Origin of the sequence: Enterobacter cloacae complex sp. IR53030, from assembly GCF_049238365.1 — a bacterium.
Taxonomy (GTDB): domain Bacteria; phylum Pseudomonadota; class Gammaproteobacteria; order Enterobacterales; family Enterobacteriaceae; genus Enterobacter; species Enterobacter kobei.
In genome coordinates, this window is the sequence record NZ_JBMKHA010000010.1 from 97,609 (window position 1) to 115,631 (window position 18,023).

The following is an 18,023-nucleotide window of genomic DNA, read 5'->3' on the forward strand; positions in this document are numbered from 1 at the left end:
AGGTTTATGAGGCGCTAGCTGCCGGTTTCGTTTGCGCATTTTCCAGCATACGACGCACCGGAACAATGAGGACGATCAGCACCGCGGCACAAATCAGCAGCGCGATGGAGCAGCGGGCGAAGAGATCCGGCAGCATATCCAGCTGGTCGGCCTTCACGTGACCGCCGATCAGGCCGGCCGCCAGGTTACCCAAGGCACTGGCGCAGAACCACAGACCCATCATCTGGCCGCGCATTCTTTCCGGCGCCAGCAGGGTCATGGTCGCCAGACCGATCGGGCTCAGGCACAGTTCACCCAGCGTCAGCATCAGGATACTGCCCACCAGCCAGAACGGCGACACCCCCGCCCCACCGTTGCTCAGTACATTCTGTGCCGCCAGCATCATCAGGCCAAAGCCCGCTGCCGCACACAGAATACCGATCACGAATTTGGTGATACTGCTCGGGCGGATGTTCTTCGTCGCGAGTTTCGGCCATGCCCAGCTGAACACCGGGGCCAGCAGGATGATGAACAGCGCGTTAATCGACTGGAACCAAACCGCCGGGATTTCAAAATCACCGATCATGCGGTTAGTGTAGTCGTTGGCAAACAGGTTGAACGAGGTTGGCTTCTGCTCAAACGCAGACCAGAAGAACGCCGCGGAGACCAGCAGAATAAAGCACACCAGCAGTCTGGCGCGTTCTTTACGGTTCAGGCCAGCAAAAACAAACAGATAAATAAAGTAGAGGGCAACAGACGCCGCAATCACGTAGACCAGCACGCTGGCTACCGCGACCGGGTTAATCACAATCACGCCCTGCGCAATCAGCGTCACGAGCGTTGCCACACCTGCCGCCAGCACCAGCAGCCAGATGCCCACGCCATTACGCTTCACCACCGGACTGTTCCAGGTGGAATCCAGACCGACTTCGCTGTCGTAGCGTTTCATCGCCGGAACCGCAAACACGCGGAAGATAATCAGCGCCACCAGCATCCCGATGCCGCCAATACCAAAGCCCCAGTGCCAGCCGTGGGTTTTAATCAGCCAGCCGGAAATCAGCGGGGCAATGAACGAGCCCATGTTGATGCCCATATAGAACAGCGAGAAACCGCCGTCACGACGCGCATCGCCTTTTTTATACAGAGTCCCCACCATGACCGAGATACAGGTCTTGAACAGGCCAGAGCCGAGCACGATGAACATCAGGCCGATAAAGAACAGGTTGTCACCCATGATGGCCGACAGCGCAATCGACAGGTGGCCGAGCGCAATCAGAATTGAACCGTACCAGACGGCTCTCTGCTGCCCAAGCCAGTTATCCGCCAGCCAGCCCCCCGGCAGCGCGGCCAGGTACATGGTCCCGGCAAAGATACCGACAATCGCCGAGGCGTTTTCACGGGCCAGGCCCATCCCGCCGTCATAGACGGTGGCGGCCATAAACAGGATCAGTAACGGACGAATGCCGTAAAACGAGAAACGCTCCCACATCTCGGTGAAAAACAGTGAACCGAGCGGATACGGATGGCCGAAGAACGTTCGGCTCTCTTTTTGATTAACAGAGGATTGCATAATTCTCCCGAAAGGTATGTGTCGTGCTTGTAAACACCAGCAAGTACGCCGGCCAGTTACGTATCTGACCGATTTTTTACATGCGGCGAAAAGTTAGTTAACCATTTGATAACCAGTTGCTAGTTTTGTCTAGTACCGGGCCCGGGACTTTAAGACGAAAATTCGACGATTGTCTACTTTCTTAGTTTTAAACATGGTTAAAAGTGAATAGTGATTGACATCACACAGAGAAAACCGGCGGTATGATTTGGCAAAAAAAAGCCCGCGACATGCGCGGGCTTTTGTGAGTTCAGCAAAGCTTATTTGCTTTTCTTAATGTGCTTAATCAAGCGCTTACGCTTACGCATCTGGTTCGGCGTCAGGGTGTTGCGCTTGTTAGCGAACGGGTTTTCCCCTTCCTTGAACTGGATGCGGATAGGCGTGCCCATCACGTCCAGCGATTTACGGAAGTAGTTCATCAGATAGCGCTTGTAGGAATCCGGCAGGTCTTTCACCTGGTTGCCGTGGATCACCACGATTGGCGGGTTATAACCCCCGGCGTGAGCATATTTCAGCTTCACGCGGCGACCGCGTACCAGCGGCGGCTGATGGTCTTCCGCAGCCATATTCATGATGCGGGTCAGCATGGCGGTGCTCTGACGGCGGGTGGAGCTGTCATAGGCTTCACGCACGGATTCGAACAGGTTACCGACGCCGCTGCCGTGCAGGGCAGAAATAAAGTGCACGCGCGCAAAGTCGATAAAGCCCAGACGGAAGTCGAGGGTCTCTTTCACCTGCTCGCGCACTTCATTGCTCAGGCCATCCCATTTGTTGACCACGATAACCAGTGAGCGCCCACTATTGAGGATAAAGCCGAGCAGAGAGAGATCCTGATCGGAGATTCCTTCGCGTGCATCAATGACCAGCATGACGACGTTGGCATCTTCAATCGCCTGCAGGGTTTTGATAACGGAGAATTTTTCCACCACATCGGTGATTTTCCCGCGCTTACGTACCCCGGCGGTGTCAATGAGGACATACTCACGTTCATCGCGCTGCATCGGGATGTAGATGCTGTCGCGCGTGGTGCCAGGCATGTCGTAAACGACCACGCGCTCTTCACCCAGAATACGGTTAGTAAGTGTAGACTTACCTACGTTTGGACGCCCCACGATAGCCAGCTTGATTGGCAGATCCTGCGGATTGAAGTCGTCTTCAGGCTCTTCTTCGCCCTCAACGCCCTCTTCAAACTGCGCCCAGTATTCAGCGTCTTCGTCCACCTCTTCCGGCGGGTTAACTTCATCAACCCATGGCAGCAGAACGGTTTCCAGCAGGCTGGTCACGCCGCGACCGTGCGATGCCGCAATGGGGTAGATTTCCCCCAGGCCTAAAGACCAGAAGTCTGCAACGGCCTGATCGGCATCGATACCGTCAGTTTTGTTCGCCACCAGGAAAGTAGGCTTTTCACGCGAGCGCAGGTGTTTGGCGATGGCGGAGTCTGCCGGCATCAGGCCAGCGCGCGCATCCACCATAAACAGCACCACGTCCGCTTCTTCAATCGCCAGCAATGACTGTTCCGCCATGCGGGTTTCAACGCCGTCCTCTGTACCGTCAATACCACCGGTATCAATACAGATGAACTCGCGTCCTTCCACCTCTGCACGACCGTACTTACGGTCACGCGTCAGCCCCGGGAAATCCGCAACCAGCGCATCACGGGTGCGTGTTAAACGGTTAAAAAGAGTGGATTTTCCAACGTTAGGGCGCCCGACAAGCGCGACCACAGGTACCATGTTTGAAGCCTCATAAAATTCAAATAAACGTCGCATTCGCGGCGTTTTTAAAAATGTCAAAACGGCTCCTGAGTGAACAGGAGCCGTTTAGTATACTACAACCGCCGGGTAATTAACGCGTGATCGCGTACAGCGTACCGTCTTTTGCCTGAATCAGCAGTTTGCCGTCAGCCACAACCGGATCGGTCAGGAAACCAGAGCTGTCGACTTTTTGCTGTGCAACAAAGCGGCCGTTATCCGGATCAATCCAGTGCATATACCCTTCGCTGTCGCCTACCACCAGGCTGCCGTTGTACAGTGCTGGCGCGGTCAGCAGACGGTGCAGCAGATCGCTTTGCGTCCACAGTGTCACGCCGCCTTCAGTGCTCAGCGCCAGCAGACGGTCGTTCTGGTCAACCATATAGATACGGTTACCGTCCACAATGAAATCATTTACAGAACCCAGTTCACGTTTCCACATGATCTGGCCGCTGCGCAGATCCAGCGCGGTGAGGTTACCGTTATAGGCCAGCGCGTAAACCACACCATCTACGATGACCGGCGTTGTGTCGACGTCGCTCAGACGGTCAATTTCCGTTGAGCCTGTAGCCTGAGAGATACGCTGCTGCCAGATCATCTGGCCCTGCTGCATCAGCACGGCACTCACGCGACCGTTATCACCGCCTACAATTGCTGCACCGAATGCGGTAGCAGGCGCGGATTCACCGCGCAGAGAGAGCGCAGGCATGTCAAGGTTGACGGTCCATTTCACCAGACCGTCCGCTTCGTTCAGCGCCTGCAGCTGGCCGTTGCTGGTATGAATCAGCACCAGGCCGTCGCTGACGACCGGGCGAGACAGGGATTCACCGGCCACGGTAGTTTGCCAGGCAATGGAGCCGTCGCTGGTGTTCAGGGCATAAACCTGCGCCTTTTCGCTACCCACGTAGACATGACCACCGGCAACCGTCAGGCCGCCAGACAGCAGTGCAGGTTTACGGGAGAACCAGCCATCTTTTTCCGCCAGGTTAACAGACCAGACTTCTTTTCCGTCATCAGCATTGACCGCTTTCACGGTACCTTTACGATCTGCGGCATAAACAACGCTGTCCGCAAAGGCCGGATGAAGGTTGGAATAAAAGTCACCAATACCATTACCAACGGAGACATCCCACGCGGTAGAAGGGGTAAACTGGTTTTCAACCGTCGGCAGTGGGGACATTTTTACAACGTCTTCTTCGCCACTGAACAGTGAACAACCACTCAATAACGTAACAGAAAGCAGTCCTGGCAGAAGTAATTTACGCAATTGCATCGGGTCCCTCTCAGACGGACAAATTATTTATTTTCATCTGCATCATTTCGCTCAGCGCAGGTGAAGCTTTGCTATCCACGCCAGCTTGCCACGCTTTACGCGCGCCCGCTTTGTCACCTTTGCTCAGCAGCGCTTCACCGCGCAGATCGGCAACGATGGCAGCAAAACCTTCGCCTTTAACTGTATCGAGCGTTTTCAGCGCATCGTCAGCTTTTTTCTGCTGAACCTGAATACGTGCCAGGCGCAGATTAATCACTGCTTTCAGGTTTTCATCGCTGGCAGCAGCAAGACCCTGAGTCAACTGAGCAACAGCTTTATCCAGTTCGTTCTTATCAACGTACTGCTGAGCCACTTCCAGCGCAGCCAGCGCGCCGTAGGTGTTTTTGTTGTCAGCAGCAAATTTCTCTGCCGCAACCAGCGTTTGTGGCTGATCGGCACGGATCGCACTCACGGTATTTTCATAGGTCAGAGACGCGCCGCGCGCGGTATCCGCCTGATGATTGTTCCAGTAACGCCAGCCAATCAGCGCGCCCACACCTAAAATCACCCCAACAACCAGCGCTTTGCCGTTCTCAACAAAGAAGCGTTTAATCGCGTCGACCTGATCGTGTTCGTTCTCGTAAATTTCCACGCAGTCTTTCTCCTTAGCCCAATAGAGTGCGCAAATGCGCCGCAACGCCGTCCTGCGTTACCGTTGTTTGCTCACCAGAGCGCAGGTCTTTAACTACCACTTCGCCGTTAGCCACTTCGGACTCACCCAGCACCAGTGCAATACTTGCGCCCCACTTATCGGCACGAGCAAACTGTTTTTTGAAGTTGCCGCCGCCATGATTGGTCATCAGCTTAACGCCCGGCAGCGCATCGCGCACGCGTTCGGCAAGCTGCATCGCCGCAGACTGCGTTTCCGCGCCTGAGGCCACCAGGTATATATCGACAACGGAATCTGCTTTAAATTCCGGATTAACAGCCTGAACTAACAAAACAAGTCGCTCAAGGCCCATCGCGAAGCCAACACCAGGTGCTGCACGGCCACCCAGTTGCTCAACCAGACCGTCATAACGACCGCCGGCACACACGGTGCCTTGTGAACCGAGGCTGGTGGTCACCCACTCAAACACGGTGCGGTTGTAGTAGTCCAGGCCGCGCACCAGACGCTGGTTCACGGTGTAGGCAATGCCCGCCGCTTCAAGCAGCTTGCACAGGCCGGTAAAGTGTTCGCGAGACTCGTCGTCCAGGTAGTCACCCAGTGCAGGTGCATCATTCAGCAGCGCCTGCACATCCGGGTTTTTGGAATCCAGCACGCGCAGCGGGTTGCTGTACATGCGGCGTTTGCAGTCTTCGTCCAGCTTGTCTTTATGCTGTTCCAGGAATGCAACCAGCGCATCGCGATAGTTCGCACGCGCTTCCAGAGAACCGATAGAGTTCAACTCCAGCGAAACGTGCTCAGCAATACCGAGCGCGCGCCACCAGCGGGCCGTCAGCATAATCAGTTCGGCGTCGATGTCCGGACCCTGCAGGCCAAACACTTCCACACCCAGCTGGTTGAACTGACGATAACGACCTTTCTGCGGACGTTCGTGGCGGAACATCGGGCCGATATACCACAGGCGCTGCTCCTGATTGTACAGAAGACCATGTTCGATGCCGGCGCGTACGCAGCCCGCCGTCCCTTCCGGACGCAGAGTCAGGCTGTCGCCGTTGCGGTCCTCAAAGGTGTACATCTCTTTTTCAACCACATCGGTCACTTCGCCGATCGCGCGTTTGAATAACGGGGTCTGCTCTACAATCGGCAAACGGATTTCGCTGTAACCGTAGCTGCCGAGCACCTGCTTCAGTGTGCCTTCAATGCGCTGCCAGATGGCGGTTTCGCCAGGCAGGTAATCGTTCATGCCGCGGATGGCTTGAATGTTTTTTGCCACGTTTATTCTCTTTCTATATACAAAAAAAACCCAAAGAATGGGTTCAATCATACATGGGAAGCGGCACGCTTCCCATCACGTTATTTTTCAACCTGCTGAACGCTGATACGCTGTGTCTCGTCCATCATCGCGGCTTTAGCGCGGATGCGAGCTTCGAGCTGGTCGATCATGTCACTATTATCCAGACGATCTTTACGAACGCCATCTTCATAGAGACCACTTTTCTTGTTACCGCCGGTCACGCCCAAGGTGGACACCAGCGCTTCACCCGGACCGTTCACCACGCAGCCGATGATGGAGACGTCCATCGGGGTGATGATATCTTCCAGACGCTGCTCCAGGGCATTCACCGTACCGATCACATCAAATTCCTGACGCGAGCAGGTTGGGCAGGCAATGAAGTTGATCCCACGCGCCCGAATACGCAGTGATTTCAGGATATCAAAACCGACCTTGATCTCTTCTACCGGATCGGCCGCCAGCGAAACGCGCAGGGTGTCACCGATCCCTTCAGAGAGCAGCAGTCCCAGACCGATCGCGGATTTTACAGAACCGCTACGCAGGCCACCCGCTTCGGTGATCCCGAGATGCAGAGGCTGATCGATCTGTTTTGCCAGCAGGCGGTACGACTCCACCGCGAGGAATACATCGGACGCTTTTACGCTAACTTTGAACTGATCGAAGTTAAGACGATCGAGATGATCGACATGGCGCATCGCGGATTCGAGCAGCGCCTGCGGCGTGGGTTCACCGTATTTTTCCTGCAGATCTTTTTCCAGCGATCCCGCGTTGACACCGATACGGATAGGGATATTTTTGTCACGGGCGCAGTCCACCACCATGCGGATGCGCTCTTCGTTACCGATGTTGCCCGGGTTAATACGCAGGCAATCAACACCGTATTCGGCCACTTTCAGCGCGATACGGTAGTCGAAGTGGATATCCGCTACCAGCGGAACGCTGACCTGCTGTTTGATCAGCTTGAACGCCTCTGCGGCATCCATGGTGGGCACGGAGACGCGAACAATGTCCGCGCCTACACGCTCTAATGCTTTGATTTGGTTGACCGTTGCTTCCACGTCCGTGGTGCGCGTGTTGGTCATCGACTGAACGGCGATGGGTGCTCCATCGCCGACTGGCACATTCCCAACGTAAATCCGTTTCGATTTTCTACGTTGAATCGGAGCCTGGTTATGCATGAAAAATCTCCCGCGTTGCCCGTCTGTTACTGTGCTGCTGATTGTTCGGCATTAACGGTAAGACGTGCAACCTGGTTAGTTCTGATAAAGCGGCTCAGGTCGACAGGTTTTCCTTGATACTGGATCTGTACCGCTGCCGGAGCGCCGATTTTAAGTTTGTAAGGTGCCTGACCCGTTAGGTTTAACGTGCCATCTTTCCGCTGCAGGCCGCTAAACAGTTTTTTACCTGTCGCGTCAGTGACTTCCAGCCAGCAGTCGGCAGTGAAGTTCATCACCAGCGCGTTTGGATCGGCTGCTGGTGCGGCAGTAGCCGCCGGGTCGGTAGGCAGGGATGCCGCGGTATTGTCCGTTGGCTGAGTCGCCGCAGGCGCGTTCGCCGCAGTATCAACATTCGCCTGAGAAGGGGCAACGACCGCGTTCTGATCCTGAGCCTGAGGCGCAGCGGTGTTAGCCGTGGCTGCCGGAGCCTGCGCCGCATCGGTTGCCGGAGCCGTTGTTTGCGGCTCGCTTGAGGTGGCTGCACCGTCGGTGTTCAGCGGGACGCTCTGAGCGCCACCATTCCCTGCCTGATTGAGTTCAGCAGAGGATTGATCGGCCATGGTGGTGATCTCTTCCTGCTGCGCCTTATGGTTTTGCCACCACCACGCGCCGGTCAGGCCGATCACCACAAACAGCACCAGCCAGGTAAAGCTCATCAGCCAGCCATCACGTTTTTTACGACGTTTCCCCAGGGAGAAAGTTTGCATCGGCGCCACTTTCGCTGCGCGAACCGGTGCCTGCTTCTCCATCATTGGCAGTAATTCGTTTTCGGGGATGTGCACCAGTTTTGCGTAAGAGCGGATATAACCGCGCAGAAATGTTGAAGCCAGATCGGCAGGCGCCTTATCTTCTTCAATATCGCGAACCGTGGAAACCTTCAGGCACAAGCGTTCTGCAACGGCTTGCTGGCTGAGTCCGAGTTGTTCACGGGCGTTGCGAAGACGAACGCCAGTGGAGAGTGCTTCATGTTGGTCGTGAGTGGCTTCAGTATTCATTCGCTACAACTACTGGTACGTGAAAAAAAGGGTTCAGGTGCCGGTGAGTCACAATGCCACCCGCACCGCGAAACTTCAGGTCAGTTAACCTTGAACAGACAGTATAAGACTGTCAGCCCGGAGATGACAGTACAGCCCTGCCCGAACGGCTAAACTGTTGTTACGTCGTTACATACTGCCCGAAAGTCGGATGAAACGCACCGTAATTATTGATCAGTCTTCACGAATCTGACTGATTATTCAGTAAGATTATGCATCACGGCGCAGATAATGCGCCGTGAGTGCATAATAATCAAACAGCTTTGACCGCAATCGTCTCACCCTGCATGCGTTTACGCAGGGTACGTTTGGTTCGATCAATGACATCGCCAGCCAGTTGTCCACACGCTGCATCAATATCATCACCACGGGTTTTACGCACGATAGTGGTGAAACCATACTCCATCAGTACCTTGGAGAAACGGTCGATACGGCTGTTCGAACTACGGCCATACGGCGCCCCCGGGAACGGGTTCCATGGGATCAGGTTGATTTTGCATGGCGTATCTTTCAGCAGCTCAGCCAGTTGATGCGCATGCTCGGTACCGTCGTTAACGTGGTCAAGCATCACGTACTCGATGGTGACGCGGCCCTGGTTGGCGTTGGATTTCTCCAGGTAACGGCGCACGGCAGCGAGGAAGGTTTCGATATTGTACTTTTTGTTGATCGGTACAATTTCGTCACGAATTTCATCGTTGGGTGCGTGCAGAGAGATAGCCAGCGCAACGTCAATCATGTCGCCAAGCTTATCCAGCGCAGGGACAACGCCTGACGTCGACAGCGTCACACGACGCTTGGACAGGCCAAAACCGAAGTCATCCAGCATGATTTCCATTGCCGGTACCACGTTAGTCAGGTTCAACAGCGGCTCACCCATCCCCATCATCACCACGTTGGTGATAGGACGCGTACCGGTCACTTTTGCCGCACCGACGATTTTCGCCGCACGCCAGACCTGGCCGATAATTTCAGAAACGCGCAGGTTACGGTTGAACCCTTGCTGTGCGGTAGAGCAGAATTTGCACTCCAGCGCGCAGCCCACCTGGGAGGAGACACACAGCGTGGCGCGGTCTTCTTCCGGGATGTAGACGGTTTCAACGCGCTGATCGCCTACGGCAATCGCCCATTTGATGGTGCCATCGGCAGAGCGCTGCTCTTCCACCACTTCCGGGGCGCGGATTTCAGCCACTTCTTTGAGCTTGTTACGCAGCACTTTGTTGATGTCAGTCATTTCATCAAAGTTGTCGCTGCAGTAGTGGTACATCCATTTCATCACCTGATCGGCACGAAACGGCTTCTCACCCATATCTTTAAAGAACTCGCGCATCTGCTGACGGTTCAGGTCCAGCAGGTTAATTTTTCCATTTTTATTGGGAACCGCAGGAATGGCGACTTCAGAGGTATTCACTAATTCAGACATAATATTTTCCGGCCTCGTTGTTACACGTTGTGGCCCCTGGAGGGTTGAATAGAAACGCCCCGGACAGCGGTCTGCTCATCCGGGGCGTTGCATTGTACAAAGTCTGGCGCAGGGATGCCACGTTTGCACGTGGCATTTACGAAATTAATGTGTAAACGAAACCGTTAAATTAACGGGTGCGTGGACACACTTCGCCTTCTGCGAAGAAGAAGGCGATTTCGCGTGCAGCAGATTCAACGGAGTCAGAACCGTGGGTGCCGTTCTCGGTGAAGCTGTCCGCGTAGTCAGCGCGCAGGGTACCGGCCAGCGCGTTGTCCGGGTTGGTTGCACCCAGCAGATCGCGATGGCGCTGTACTGCGTTCTCGCCTTCCAGCACGGATACGACGATAGGACCGGAGGTCATGAACTCAACCAGACCGTCAAAGAATGGACGGCCTTCGTGCTCAGCGTAGAAACCGCGAGCCTGCTCAACGGTCAGGTGCAGCATTTTGGTGCCAACAATTTTGAACCCTGCTGATTCAAAGCGAGCGAAGATGCTGCCAATAACGTTTTTTGCCACCGCGTTTGGTTTGATGATGGAAAAAGTACGTTCAATAGCCATGATAACCTCTGTCAATGTTCTGTTGTTTTGCATACCTGAGTATGGTGTGGCGCGGATTATAATGAGCAATAGCGCCATTGCCTATGGTTCTGCATAACATTTTTTTAAAATGAGACGAAGATTAGCAACAGGTCGAATCGCGCATAGCGAAGTGATGGCGTGAACAGAGGGGGCAGTGCTTTTCATCCATCCTGAATGACCAGAAATGACGATGACACGTCAGGCAAACAGCCTCACAGGCAGGCGTCACGCTGCTTTTCGCGCTCTGTTCTGTCTGCGTTATGCTTATCGCGCCATGCTGACACACCGCTTCGCACCCCCCACACCCGGTACAGCGTCCGGTTTCCACCACTAGCGTGGCATTCTCAAAACGAATTGCGTTTTCCGTGCAGCTTCGCCAGCATGCCCCACACAACATACATTTTCCGATGTCGAGAACGATATCTGACTCGCTAAATTCTGCGAATGCCCTGCGCAGCTGACGCTGGCCCGGCACGACGTTACAGCGGCGCACATCCTCCCGCGGAACATACATAAGCGCACGGCGGGCAATATTCACCTCGTTGATCGGGTCAGGCTTAAAAGCCCATACCGCTTCACCCCGTCGACGAAGCACAAGATTGAGCCGGGCAAGCGCCAGTAACCAGGCCGGGTAGTGTTCCGCTTCAATACTGATAAAACGCACGCCGTGTTGCGTGTGCCATAGCAGCAACTCATTCACAACAGGAGCATGTTCAGTAAAAGGCCCAACGAGGGTATCGCCACGCAGAAAGCGTTTTCGCGGCGTGATGTCGGCAATGGCCTCGGTGGGACAGACGAACAGGCAATCACCGCAGCCTATACAGCGCTGTTCATCAACCGAGATGCCCATTTCAGTAAAAGAAAAAACCTGCGCGGGACAAACGTCCGCGCAGGCACTGCAGTCAGCATGGCGAAAACGGCGACGCACGCACGCATGCGTCACCTCTATCGCCGGGGATAATGACAATTCGCCCATCAGCCAATACTGAAGAAAACGAAGCGCAGCATAAGCTCACCCACGATCAACAGCGCACTGCCCAGCAGCATTGGGCCTCGCGCCGCTTTCAGACCGCCCGCGGCAAAGCACAGCATACCCGCAACCGAAACGCACCAGCTCAGCAGATGTACCGTGCGCAGTTGCTCCAGCATCTGCAACGGTGCGTGAGGGAACGTCACCACGGTGTTATCCATGGTCGCAATGTCTGCCAGCCAGACGGGCTGCATGACCAGACGCACAAGCACCAGCAGCGCGACAATGACAACCGCCGCACGCACGGAAGTTTGGCAGCGCAGCCCAACGGCCATGCAGGCTGAACCTATGATCCCCACTGAGCCGATGAACAGCACCAGAGTGTTAATGTGCTGCCAGGTCACCACCGACGTATGCATGTAGATCTGCGCCATGCAGAACACATCCACCAGCCCGGCAACACCGGCCACAACCAACAGCATCTTCCAGCCTGTTTTTTTGGCAAACATCAGCAGCGTCGCAAGGCCCAGTGCCGCAAGGTAAAGGCTGGCAAAGACGATCTCACGGCTCAGCCAGGAGCTGGAAACGTGGCGCAGCGCGTTAAGGGCGTTGAGCGGATAGCCCATGTGCAGCGCCGAGGAGAGAAGCCCCAGACTGGCCAGGACAAACGCCCCGGCAGCGGGCAGCAGCAGACGAGAGTGCGATGCATGCGCCTCGCCAAACGCCAGCCAGAGGGTCACGCCTACCGATCCCTGCAGGAACAGCGTAAATATCAGCAACGGTAACTCATGCATGACGCTTCCCCTCTTTCTCTGCACCCTGATGCGCTTTGATTACCAGGTTCGGTTGTGTGATGGAAGAATCAGGCAAACCTTTCACATCGCAGACCGCGCCGTATTTCTCCCGAAGTTCATCAATGGGTCCGAATTTGATCGCTTCGAGCGGACAGGTCGCCACACAGACTGGCTGCTCCCCCTTTGCCTGGAGATCCACGCAAAAATCGCATTTCGACATCTGTCCGGTCTGCTCATTGAGCTGCGGCGCGCCGTAAGGACATGACCATGCGCAGTAGCCGCAGCCAACGCACTTGTCCGTATCGACGCGCACGATGCCGTCGCCCGGACGCTTGTGCATCGCGGTAGTCGGGCAGTTTTTGGTGCATACCGGGTCCGCACAGTGGTTACAAGAAATAGAGAGCGTGTAAGCAAAAACGTTATTGCTGACGCCCCCCTGCCCGGTTGGAATGAAATTTCCGCCGTTGACTTCATAAACGCGGCGGAAACGACGTCCAACCTCAAGGTTATTTTTATCTTTGCACGCCACCTGACAGGCCTTGCAGCCCGAACAGCGGGAGGAGTCGATATAAAAACCCAGTTGTTTATCGCTCACCGGCGCGTAGTGTTTAAACTGACTCATGCTTTCGCTACCTCCACCAGCATGGTTTGATGAGAATTCCCTTTCGCAAGCGCGGTAATACGGGCTGAACTGAGGACGTTCGCGCAACCACCTTTATCAATACCCTGCTCGTCCGGCTGCCACCAGGCACCAGCCTGCATGGCAACGACGCCTGGAATGATGCGCGGCGTCACCTCGGCCGGGATTTCACAAATGCCGCGCGCGTTATGGATGCGCACGGTATCACCCTGCGCAATGCCGCGCTTTTGCGCATCCTGCGGGTTAATCCACAGCTTTTGCTGCTGGGCTTCAATTAACCACGGGTTAGCATATTGGGTTGAGTTGGCACGGTTTTTCCCTTTCCAGGTAATCAGCTGAAGCGGGAAAGTTTTCGCCAGTTCATCTTCCGGGCCTTCATGAGCGGGAACGTAGTGCGATAGCGCCGGAATTTCCGGGTGATGCATGTCGTACAGACGCTTCGAGAAGATCTCAATCTTCCCGGACGGCGTCGGGAACGGATGATTTTGCGGATCGCGAATGTTGTCTTCAAAGGCAACGTACGGCGCGCTTTTGAAAAGATGCTGACGCGTTTTCTGTAGCGTCGTGAAGTCCGGCAGATTTTCCTCCGGCATCGCCAGCCGCGTCTGCTCCCAGATGTGCTCAATCCACGCTTTTTCGTCACGGCCCTCGCTGAACGCGGGTTCAATGCCGAGCTTCGCGGCAACCTCACGCAGCCAGTCGTAATCTGAACGGCGCTCAAACTCAGGCTCAATCAGCTTTTCCGACAGGATCAGATAGCTCGCGGTCCCCCAGGTTTCGCCAATATTCCAGCGCTCCATAAAGCTGGTTTCCGGCAGAAGAAGATCGGCGTATCTGGCGCTCGGCGTCATAAACAGATCGCTTGCGACAATAAACTCGATTTTCGACTCGTCTTCCAGCACGCGGGTCGCCTGATGGAGATCCGGATTCTGGTTAGCCAGGTAATTGCCGGCCAGCGAGAACAGGATGCGGATATTGCTGTCCAGCTTGTCAGCCTCTTTCAGACCAACATCCGCCGTCACCTGAGAAGCATCGTCGGCGGCCTGCACCCAGTTCATCACCGATATTTTGGCTTTTACCGGGTTATCCGGCATTTCGGGCCCTGCCGCAAATTTGCGGTTAGCGCAGCCGCCATAGCCTGCCGCCCAGCCGCCTTTTACGCCGACGTTACCCGTCAGCGTCGCCAGTAACGTTGAGCCGCGCGCGGTGCGCTCGCCGCAGTTGTGACGCTGCGGCCCCCAACCCTGGATCAGTGCAGCAGGTTTAGTATTTGCGTAGTCGCGCGCCAGCTGACGGATAGTCTGCGCAGGCACATGGGTAATTTTCTCGGCCCACTCAGGCGTTTTCGCCACGCCGTCTTTTGCCCCGCTCAGGTAAGCCATCAGGGATTCATTGGCCGGAACACCTTCCGGCATTGATGCTTCGTCAAAGCCCAGGGTATAGCGCTGAATGAAGTCGCGATCGTGCAGATTCTCTGTGACGATCACGTACATCATGGCATCCATCAGGGCGTTGTCGGTGGCAGGAAGCAGCGGGATCCACCGATCGGCAAGGGAGGAAACCGTGTCTGAATAGCGCGGATCGACAACGATAAAGCGGGTGCCGTTTTGCTTCATCTTCTGGAAGAAGTAGTTGCTGTGACCAAAGATCGTCTCCGTCGGGTTATGCCCCCAGAGGATGACCAGTTTCGTATCAAGCAGCGTGTCCAGAGAACTGCCGCTGGCGGCGGTGCCATAGGTATACGGCGTGGCTGCCGCCGTGTTGCCCATACTGACCGAGTGATAGCTTTCGAGGTAGCCGCCGGTTAAGTTGAGCAGACGACGAACCATTTTATCGCCGGAAAACGTTCCGCCAGAAACTGCGGTGCCCACATGAACATAGCGTGAAGCCGCACCGTATTTTTGCGTAATCGTTTTTAATTGATTCGCTATTAGCGTCGTGGCTTCATCCCAGGTAATACGTTCGAATTTCCCTTCGCCACGTTTACCTGTACGCTTCATTGGATATTTAAGCCGATCGGGATGATAAACAAATTTCCGATACGCTCTGCCACGAACGCAGGCACGCATAACCGGCATCTGCGGATCCAATGCATTATCCGGGCGCGTGGAAATACGGGTGACAACGCCTTCGCTGACGTGAGCTCGAATATCACACTTCCCCCCGCAGTCAAACGTGCTGCAGGTTTGCACCACTTTTTCTTCCGGCGCCGCACGCGTTGCCGCGGCGTCCTGCGCCTGCACGTTGCGGGTTGTCACAACAAGCGGAAGGGCGGCGAGCGCCGATCCTGCCTGAATAAATTGACGCCGGGATATCTCGGGAATAAAACCCTCTCCCTGATTTTTATTTTTTTTCATTGCTCGTTCCTTCAAATAAAAACGCATTCTCGTTTTTTTTCAGGAACGAATGTTGATAATTATCAAGCTAACGCTTTAGGGGTAAAACTTAACGGCCCAGCTCGAAATTTACCGTCGCCGTTTGTCCAGCCCCATCCATCACAAATAATTGATAATTACCCGGCAAATATAATTTTAATGAATAATTATAATTCCGTCCTTTTAACGGTTCTCCGTTTAAAAACCACCAGCGCTCACCTTCTCCACCTGTCGTACTGACAGAAAGCGTCACATTTCCTTCACCCGGGAGTCGCTTAATCACAGCTCCCTCTCTGATTCCCGAAATCATCAGCGGTGCCGCATTGTTATTATCCAGAGGCGGACAGACTGTTGATTTCGCAGGAAGACGCGCCGCCCTTTTTTCTGCTGCTGGCAGCCACGACTCCAGCGGCAGCGGCCAGACATCGAGGATTTTCTCCGTGGCATCCGGGCAATCTGCTGCAACACGCTTACCCGTTTTATCAAACCAGACCGGGAAACGAATGCCGCGAATACCTTCCTGTTCCGGTAAAAGCAGCGTAGGCGGCTCACTTCCTTCCAGCAACCATGTGGAAAGGCGACGCCGACAGTTTTCACTGCCTTCCGGCAGCGACTGACCGCCAGGCCAGCAGATCACACCCTGCCCGACGCTCTCCGGACGCGGATCGCGCGGCAGGCGGGCTTCGTCTACCGTCGAGCGAGACTGAAGCAGGTTATTTATCTGATTCAGGAGCGGCACCGCGCTGGCAAAACCAAACTGCCCGGCCACGGGCGTACCGTCCGGTCGTCCGGTCCAGATGCCAATGACGTAACGGGCGTTCAGACCTATTGCCCAGGCATCACGGTAGCCGTAGCTGGTGCCGGTTTTCCACGCCAGCGGCGCAATTTGCGGTAGCGCACTGTCCGGCAGCGGCTGCGCCTCGTTGGCGAGAATACGGCGAATAATCCACGCTGAACCTGCCGATAACAGCGGGCGCTCAACAAGCGCGTCGCCAGGCTGGAAGCGCAGCCTTCCCGCCTTGCCGTGTCGGGCAAAGGCGCTATAGGCAGCGGCGATATCGGCCAGCCGCGCGCCTGCACCTCCCAAAATCAGCGACAAATTCGGTTGCGCCCCCGCAGGCAGGATCAGCGGCAGCCCGGCATTGCTCAGCATTCCGGCAAAACGCTTTGGCCCGTAGGCTTCCAGCACCTGCACCGCCGGCAGGTTGAGGGAGCGTACCAGCGCTTCACTCATGCTGACCGGCCCGTGGAAGCCGCTGTCGAAATTTCCGGGGCGATAATCACCGGTTTTTCGAGGAACGTCCTGAAGCAATGAGGCGGGATGGATCAGGCCATCATCCAGCGCCATACCGTAAATAAAGGGTTTCAGCACCGATCCCGGCGATCGGATCGCATTGACCATATCAACATGGCTAAATCGACTGTCGTCGTTAATATCCACCGAACCGACCCAGCCGCGCACTTTCATATCCGTATGATCCACGACAATCATCGCCAGCGAGCTGCGTGCCGGCAGGCGGGATTTCCAGTTCATCGCCAGCTCTTCCAGCTGTCGTTGTAGTCCGGCATCCAGCGTGGTGACAATTTTTGTGTCGCGGCTTTTGCCGAGCATCATGCGAGCAAAAAGCGGCGCCAGCTGCGGCATCTGACGGGGAGCCAGCCATACCGGCTCTTCACGGGACTCTTTTACCTGTTTTTCTGACCAGACGCCCTGGGTCATCATGCGGTCGAGCACTTTATTGCGTGCCGCTTCGGCCCGCTCCGGCCAGCGGTCCGGGCGCAGACGACTTGGTGCCTGCGGCAGTACGGCCAGCAGCGCTGCATCGGAGTAGCTAAGCTGCGAAGGTGGTTTCCCCAGATAGGTCCAGCTTGCTGCCCCTACCCCCTGCAGCGTGCCGCCAAACGGGGCACGGTTGAGATACAGCGTAAGAATATCGCGTTTGGAGAGATGCCACTCCAGCTGCATCGCCCGCCAGAGCTGACGGATCTTTCCACCGAAGGTGCGCGGATGCGGATCCAGCAGGCGCGCCACCTGCATGGTAAGCGTACTTCCACCCGAGACCACTCTCCCGGAGGTGAGATCCTGCCAGGCGGCGCGCATGACAGAGAGTGGGTTTACGCCGGGATGATCCCAGAACCAGCGATCTTCATACTGGATTAGCGCCTCAAGATAGCGGGGAGAGACCTCTTCAATGGTCACCGGATAGCGCCAGATGCCCTCCGCGTCAGCAAAACGCCACAGCGGCGTGCCGTTCTCATCCACCACCACCCGGGCGGGGTTAACCTCTTTCAGAGGTAACGGCCACAGGCGGTCGGCGGCGAAAACCAGCCCCCATAAAATGAGAAGCGCTCCCGCCAGCCAGAGCCAGCGGGAGCGTGTCAGACGTGCTTTCAGCATA

At 55.6% G+C, this 18,023-nt stretch carries 14 protein-coding genes; all 14 read right to left on the minus strand.

What is annotated here, in order from left to right:
* Positions 1–4 precede the first annotated feature (4 nt).
* Positions 5–1,549, minus strand: a complete 1,545-nt coding sequence (locus ACOTXR_RS12400) for a peptide MFS transporter (protein ID WP_023331072.1) — start codon at positions 1,547–1,549, stop codon at positions 5–7.
* Between the two features lie 299 nt (positions 1,550–1,848).
* The gene (gene der, locus ACOTXR_RS12405) at positions 1,849–3,321 is read right to left on the minus strand and encodes a ribosome biogenesis GTPase Der (RefSeq protein ID WP_014884806.1); all 1,473 of its coding nucleotides are present in this window, start codon (positions 3,319–3,321) and stop codon (positions 1,849–1,851) included.
* A 112-nt stretch (positions 3,322–3,433) separates the two neighbouring features.
* Positions 3,434–4,612, minus strand: coding sequence for an outer membrane protein assembly factor BamB (gene bamB / locus ACOTXR_RS12410; protein WP_014884807.1), 1,179 nt, complete (start codon positions 4,610–4,612; stop codon positions 3,434–3,436).
* A 10-nt stretch (positions 4,613–4,622) separates the two neighbouring features.
* Positions 4,623–5,243, minus strand: a complete 621-nt coding sequence (locus ACOTXR_RS12415) for a YfgM family protein (RefSeq protein WP_014884808.1) — start codon at positions 5,241–5,243, stop codon at positions 4,623–4,625.
* Positions 5,244–5,256: 13 nt separating this feature from the next.
* Positions 5,257–6,531 (minus strand): histidine--tRNA ligase, encoded by a 1,275-nt coding sequence (hisS, locus tag ACOTXR_RS12420; protein WP_014884809.1) that lies wholly within the window; start codon positions 6,529–6,531, stop codon positions 5,257–5,259.
* Positions 6,532–6,611: 80 nt separating this feature from the next.
* On the minus strand, positions 6,612–7,730 hold the full coding sequence (gene ispG, locus ACOTXR_RS12425) for a flavodoxin-dependent (E)-4-hydroxy-3-methylbut-2-enyl-diphosphate synthase (protein ID WP_023337626.1): 1,119 nt from the start codon (positions 7,728–7,730) through the stop codon (positions 6,612–6,614).
* Positions 7,731–7,756: 26 nt separating this feature from the next.
* Entirely contained in the window at positions 7,757–8,764 is a 1,008-nt protein-coding gene (rodZ, locus tag ACOTXR_RS12430) for a cytoskeleton protein RodZ (protein WP_023338666.1), read from the minus strand.
* Positions 8,765–9,056: 292 nt separating this feature from the next.
* Complete coding sequence (locus ACOTXR_RS12435) at positions 9,057–10,223, minus strand: bifunctional tRNA (adenosine(37)-C2)-methyltransferase TrmG/ribosomal RNA large subunit methyltransferase RlmN (RefSeq protein WP_014884812.1); 1,167 nt, start codon at positions 10,221–10,223, stop codon at positions 9,057–9,059.
* Between the two features lie 169 nt (positions 10,224–10,392).
* Positions 10,393–10,824: a nucleoside-diphosphate kinase gene (gene ndk, locus ACOTXR_RS12440; protein ID WP_003860625.1), complete on the minus strand. Its 432-nt coding sequence runs from the start codon at positions 10,822–10,824 to the stop codon at positions 10,393–10,395.
* Positions 10,825–10,945: 121 nt separating this feature from the next.
* Positions 10,946–11,821, minus strand: coding sequence for a 4Fe-4S binding protein (locus ACOTXR_RS12445; protein WP_058691210.1), 876 nt, complete (start codon positions 11,819–11,821; stop codon positions 10,946–10,948).
* Positions 11,821–12,609: a dimethyl sulfoxide reductase anchor subunit family protein gene (locus ACOTXR_RS12450; protein WP_058691209.1), complete on the minus strand. Its 789-nt coding sequence runs from the start codon at positions 12,607–12,609 to the stop codon at positions 11,821–11,823. Before ACOTXR_RS12450 ends, ACOTXR_RS12445 begins: the two co-directional genes overlap by 1 nt.
* On the minus strand, positions 12,602–13,231 hold the full coding sequence (locus ACOTXR_RS12455; protein WP_032635853.1) for a DMSO/selenate family reductase complex B subunit: 630 nt from the start codon (positions 13,229–13,231) through the stop codon (positions 12,602–12,604). The genes ACOTXR_RS12450 and ACOTXR_RS12455 overlap by 8 nt, the downstream gene beginning before the upstream one ends.
* The gene (locus ACOTXR_RS12460) at positions 13,228–15,606 is read right to left on the minus strand and encodes a DMSO/selenate family reductase complex A subunit (RefSeq protein ID WP_058691208.1); all 2,379 of its coding nucleotides are present in this window, start codon (positions 15,604–15,606) and stop codon (positions 13,228–13,230) included. Before ACOTXR_RS12460 ends, ACOTXR_RS12455 begins: the two co-directional genes overlap by 4 nt.
* Before the next feature lie 88 nt (positions 15,607–15,694).
* Positions 15,695–18,022 carry a peptidoglycan glycosyltransferase PbpC gene (gene pbpC / locus ACOTXR_RS12465; protein WP_058691207.1) on the minus strand — a complete coding sequence of 776 codons (2,328 nt, stop codon included), beginning with the start codon at positions 18,020–18,022 and terminating at the stop codon, positions 15,695–15,697.
* Position 18,023 lies beyond the last annotated feature (1 nt).